This is a genomic window from Ruminococcus sp. CAG:330, from assembly GCF_000437175.1.
GTDB lineage: Bacteria > Bacillota > Clostridia > Oscillospirales > Ruminococcaceae > Ruminococcus_C.
In genome coordinates, this window is the sequence record NZ_FR898015.1 from 20096 (window position 1) to 25514 (window position 5419).

Annotated in this window: 6 protein-coding genes and 1 pseudogene; 4 read left to right on the top strand and 3 right to left on the bottom strand. The window is 53.4% G+C overall.

Annotated elements, in window-relative coordinates; translation table 11 throughout:
- A partial coding sequence (locus QZL66_RS02815; protein ID WP_293601799.1) for a helix-turn-helix transcriptional regulator occupies positions 1-303 on the top strand: 303 nt, incomplete at its 5' end.
- A 73-nt stretch (positions 304-376) separates the two neighbouring features.
- On the opposite strand, the pseudogene QZL66_RS02820 reads toward QZL66_RS02815, so the two are convergent.
- The 3 genes and pseudogenes from QZL66_RS02820 to QZL66_RS02830 all read right to left on the bottom strand — a co-directional run.
- Positions 377-808 (bottom strand): annotated as a pseudogene (locus QZL66_RS02820) (PTS sugar transporter subunit IIA); the annotation flags it as partial.
- A 13-nt stretch (positions 809-821) separates the two neighbouring features.
- Positions 822-1727: a 1-phosphofructokinase gene (gene pfkB / locus QZL66_RS02825; RefSeq protein ID WP_022410252.1), complete on the bottom strand. Its 906-nt coding sequence runs from the start codon at positions 1725-1727 to the stop codon at positions 822-824.
- Between the two features lie 2 nt (positions 1728-1729).
- On the bottom strand, positions 1730-2479 hold the full coding sequence (locus tag QZL66_RS02830) for a DeoR/GlpR family DNA-binding transcription regulator (protein WP_022410253.1): 750 nt from the start codon (positions 2477-2479) through the stop codon (positions 1730-1732).
- A gap of 425 nt (positions 2480-2904) precedes the next feature.
- Here QZL66_RS02830 and QZL66_RS02835 point away from each other — a divergent pair, with 425 nt between their 5' ends.
- From QZL66_RS02835 to QZL66_RS11920, 3 genes are read left to right on the top strand one after another with little or no spacing between them, the layout of a single operon-like run.
- Positions 2905-3273: a CidA/LrgA family protein gene (locus QZL66_RS02835; protein WP_022410254.1), complete on the top strand. Its 369-nt coding sequence runs from the start codon at positions 2905-2907 to the stop codon at positions 3271-3273.
- Positions 3266-3958, top strand: a complete 693-nt coding sequence (locus QZL66_RS02840) for an LrgB family protein (RefSeq protein ID WP_022410255.1) — start codon at positions 3266-3268, stop codon at positions 3956-3958. Before QZL66_RS02835 ends, QZL66_RS02840 begins: the two co-directional genes overlap by 8 nt.
- 12 nt (positions 3959-3970) lie before the next feature.
- The gene (locus QZL66_RS11920; RefSeq protein ID WP_022410256.1) at positions 3971-5320 is read left to right on the top strand and encodes an HAD-IA family hydrolase; all 1350 of its coding nucleotides are present in this window, start codon (positions 3971-3973) and stop codon (positions 5318-5320) included.
- Positions 5321-5419 lie beyond the last annotated feature (99 nt).

Sequence of the window (5419 nt, forward strand, 5' to 3'; positions counted from 1 at the left end):
CGCCCCATCTCCATCGCCGAGATCGCCGGCGCATGCTTTTACAGCGAGTCCTATTTCATGAAATTTTTCAAGCACGCCATGGGCACCAGCTTCGTCCAGTACCTCAATAGCTACCGCCTGGAGAAAGCCGCCAAGCGTCTGCGGGACACCTCGGATACCATTCTGCAAGTCGCCATGGAAACCGGTTTCGACAGCCTCTCCTATTTCAACCGCTGCTTCAAAAAAATGTACGGCACCACACCCGGAAAATACCGGAGCGCAGCAGCCGTACATGCTTCTGAACATTCTTTCCGCTCTATTTAGACAGATCCAGCTTCCGCACGGCATCCCGCACCTTCAGCACGAATCCCGGCGAAACGGACAGCTCATCAATGCCCATCCGCAGGAATGCCTCCTTGGATTCCGCTGCCAGCAGATTTGCCCGAAAATCTTCGTCCATGAGCAGCGTCATCAGACGGGAGAGCACTTCCAGATGCACGTCGCCGTCATTGGGTGCTGCGATCATAAACAGCAGGTTGGACGGTTCATCGTCCATTGCCTCATAATCCACGCCATTCGGAACCGTCATCGCTGCCAGCGAGGGTGCTTTTACCGCCTCGCTCTTGGCGTGGGGAATGGCGATGCCCTCTCCCACTGCGGTGGAACTCATGGCCTCTCTTGCCAGAATCCCTTTCTTATCGGCTTCCTTATCGGCGATCCTGCCGCCCTTGTCCTGCAAATCGACCCGCATGTCGATTGCCTCTGTCTTGGATTCCGGCGCAGCCCCCAAAAGAATACTCTCTTTCCTCAGTAAATCCACAATACGCATATTCTTTACCTCCTCACATCAATTGCTGCAATAGCTCAGCAATCAGTTCTTTTTTCGCCAGCCCTTCGGAGAATGCCGTAGCACCGCCGGTCGCTGTTCCCAGCTTCAGCGCATAGTCATAGTCGCCGGTCTCACAGCCAGCCACAAATCCGGCAACCATGGAATCTCCGGCGCCCACGGAATTCTTGACTGTTCCCTTGCAAACGCCGCAGGCATGCACCCCGCCGTTCTCGTCCAGAAGCACTGCACCGTCGCCTGCCATAGAAACCAGCACATTTCTTGCACCCATTTCCTGCAGCTTTCCGGCATAGCGCACGATCTCGTCCACATCGTCTTTCAGCGGCACGCCGAAGATCTCGCCCAGTTCAAAGTTGTTGGGCTTGATGAGGAACGGCTTGTATTTCAGGACATTGACCAGAAGATCCCTGGTCGCATCCACCACGGCACGCACCTGCTTACCGGAGAGATGCCGCAGAATCTGCTCGTAAACGTCCGCCGGCAGAGAAGCCGGAATGCTGCCCGCCAGAATGATCGTATCGCCGTCCTGCACCTGCTCCAGCTGGTCAAACAGCTGCCGGAGCTTGTCTTCCGGAATTTCCGGGCCCTGTCCGTTCAGCTCGGTCTCTTCACCGGATTTGATCTTGACGTTAATTCTGGAGAAGCCCTTTTCCAGATGGATGAAATCGGTTTCAATGCCATCCGCTCTCAGCCCCTGTTCAATTGCCTCCCCTGTAAAGCCGGCGACAAATCCCAGCGCCTTGGATGCAAGCCCCAGCTCATGGAGCACCACGGAGACGTTGATGCCCTTTCCGCCAAAGTAAACCTCCTCCTGCCTGGAGCGATTCACTGCCCCGACCTGCATGTCGTCCGCATGCACCACATAGTCAATCGCCGGATTGAATGTCACGGTGTATATCATAGTTACATAACCTCCTTGATGGATGTATAGCTGCTGTATGTTTTATCCGGCAGCCGATCTGTAATGATCTGTCCACGATTGAGCTGCGCAAATGTCACAGAAGTCACCTTGCCGAATTTGGAGTGATCGGAGAGCACATAGGTCTGGATGCTGTTGTCGATCACAGCGGTTTTCACACTGCCCTCGCTGATATCGTGGGTGGAGAACCCCGCATGAACGGAGATTCCGTTCGTTCCCATGAAGCACTTGGTAAAGTTGTAGTTGTTCAGCGTCAGTATACATTCTGTGCCGATGATCGCCTCTGTGGAAAGTTTCAGTTCTCCGCCGGGGATGTAGACCCGAAACCCTCTCTGTGCCAGCTTTCTGGCGTGGATGAAGCCGTTGGTCACGAACGTCACACGCTTTTGCGGCAGGTAGTCGATCACCTTCTCCGTGGTCGTTCCCGCATCGATGTACACAAAATCGTCCTCATCTACCAAAGACGCTGCATAGCGGGCGATTGCTTCTTTCTCCTCCGTGAAAAGCTGTGCCTTTTCGGTCATATCCTTTTCCACAGCGGAAAAGCTGCTCTCATTCAGGGCAATGGCACCGCCGTGCACCTTGACCAGCTTTCCCATTTCCGCCAGCGTGTTGATGTCTCGCCGCACGGTGGAAACCGACGCATTCAGCAATGCACACAGTTCCGTCACCCGAACGCTTCGCTTCTGCTGGACTGTCTCCAAAATAATCGCAAACCGTTCTTCTGTTAACATTTCAAACGTACCTCCTTTGCACGTTTCTGAATTCTTTTGAATTCTTTCGTCCCTTGCGAGATAAGAATACCACAGAATTCATTTGAGGCCAAGTCTTTTCAGTCAAAATCTTTCAAAAAGCGTCAATTTCAGCGAATTGAACGAGTTCATCTCACAGCTATTGTATATTTTCACAAAAAAATCATGCCCATTTTGATGAAATTGATACCATATGGAATCGATTTTTTCAAAATCGGGATGCGTTTCCCGTAAAATCGTGCAAAACCGTTCAATTTCGTTCAGCGCACCAAAACACCACATGTCAACGCACATTTCACTTTTGGAAGGAACTTTGTATAACCTGACGGTTTTCGACCGAATCCCTTGACATCCGGCATCCGCCGCAGTATAATTGGTAGTACCAATCGAAAAAGAAGGAAAATCAAATGAAGTATCTCAAACAATTCGGAATCATCCTGATTCTCTCCTTTTCGGGAGAACTGCTCAACCTGCTGATTCCGCTCCCCATTCCGGCGAGTATCTGGGGATTTGCGCTGATGTTCGTCTGTCTGCAAACGGGATTTCTCAAGCTGGACTATGTCAAAGACACCGCCATCTTCCTCATTGAGATCATGCCGCTGATGTTCATTCCGGCGGCAGTGGGACTCATGGAATCGTGGGGCATCATCCGTGCGAAGATCATCCCCTATCTGGTCATCACCGTCCTCTCCACATTTCTGGTCATGGCTACAGCGGGCAAAATCACACAGGCCGTCATCCGGCGGGACAGAAAGAAAGCGTGTCATCATGAATGATTTTTTTCAGGACTCTGTATTTTTTGGTGCTTCCATCAGCATCATCTCCTATGGCATCGGCATGCTGCTGCAGCGCAAGTTCAAGCTGCCGTTCCTGAATCCGCTGCTGATCTCCATCGTCATTACCGTTGTGGTACTAATAGTGGGACACATCGATTACGACACCTATTATGTCAGCGCAAAATATCTGAGCTACCTGCTCACACCAGCAACTGTTTGTCTGGCAGTACCGCTCTATGAGAAGTTCGACCTGCTGAAAAAGAACCTGAAAGCAGTATCCATCGGCATCACCAGCGGTGTCATCACCAGCCTTTGCAGCATTCTGGTCATGGCGGTGTTCTTCAAGCTGAACCACGAGGAATACGTCACCTTCCTCCCCAAGTCCATCACCACCGCCATCGGCATGGGCGTTTCCGAAGAGCTGGGCGGCTACGTCAACCTGACGGTTGCTGTCATCATCATCACCGGCATTCTGGGGAATATTATTGCAGAGCTTGTGTGCAAAATTTTCCGCATCACGGAACCTGTGGCAAAGGGCATTGCCATCGGCACCTCTGCCCACGCCATCGGCACCGCTAAGGCAATGGAGATCGGCGAAGTGGAGGGAGCAATGAGCAGCCTCTCCATTGGCGTTGCCGGCATTATGACCGTAGTTGGCGCATCACTCTTTTCCGCCATTCTGTAAGAGGAGTTGTCCATGGGAAACAATCGGGAATACACCAAAGTCATCCGCTATATTTGCAGTCTGATCGAATCCGGCGACCTGCGCATGGGCGAGCGCTTGCCCACAGAGCGTGCCATTTCAGAGACGCTCTCCATCAGCCGCAACTCCACCCGTGAGGCACTGCGCACACTGGAACACATGGGTGCGGTGGAGTGCCGCCAAGGCTCCGGAAACTATCTGGCGGAGAACATCGCCCGTCAGATCTCTGCTATGCTGAAGCTGATGATTCTCATGCGCCAGCTCACCCAAGAAGACATCTGCCAGTTCCGGCGGGAGACCGAAAAGGCGGTCTGTCTTTCCATTATGGAGAACGGCATGGCGGACACATTTCAGGCGCAGGCGGAAGAGGCGCTGTGCGGCGTTCTGGCGCCGGCAGGACGGGACGAGGCAGAGCTGGATATGCAGTTCCACTATGCGCTGATCCGCGCCACCGGGAACAAAGTGTGGATCTGCCTGATGGAGGCGATCATGGACATCTATCGGGAGTGGATCGGCGAGGTCATGGCACGTGCCGACGAACCTGCCAGGGTGGAGCTGCGTGCGGAACACGCCGAGATTCTCCGTGCCCTCCAATGCAAAGACCGCACCGGATGCATGCAGGCAATTGACCGGCATTATGACCGGATTGAACAGGAATTCCACCGAACCACCACAGAAAAGGAGCAACACATGAACCGGAAACTCGTTATCTTTGACATGGACGGCACAATTTTAGACACGCTGGAGGATTTGAAAGATGCTCTAAACTACGTGCTGACGCAGCACAGCTTCCCCGTTCGCACGCTGGACGAGGTGCGGCGATTTGTGGGAAACGGCATTTATAAGCTCATCGAGCGTGGTGTTCCCGCCGGAACGCCACGGCAGGAAATCGATGCGGTCTATGAGGACTTCAAGCCCTACTACGCTGCACACTGCGAAGATACGACCAAGGCATACGACGGCATTCCGGCACTGCTGCGCCAGCTGAAAGCGCAGGGTTTCGCCGTTGCAGTCGTTTCCAACAAGGCGGACTTTGCCGTACAGAAGCTATGCGAGATGTATTTCCCGGACACCTTTGATGCAGCCCTCGGTGAACGGGAGGGCGTACGGAAAAAGCCTGCGCCGGACTCCGTTAACGAGGTGCTCCGCCAGCTGCAAATTCCCAGAGAACAGGCGGTCTACGTGGGCGACTCCGATGTGGACATCGAAACCGCAAAGAATGCCAATATGCCCTGCCTCAGCGTGACATGGGGCTTTCGGGATGAGGCGTTCCTGCTGGAACACGGCGCATCGCACATTCTGCACACGCCAGAGGAAATCCTGCAATTTGTAACACAGCGATAAAGCCAACACAAAAACAGGCGGATGCCATTTCCCGTATGGGAGGGCATCCGCCTGTTGCGGTTATTTAGAGCTCGTGTTCATAGGCGTCTATCTACGTCT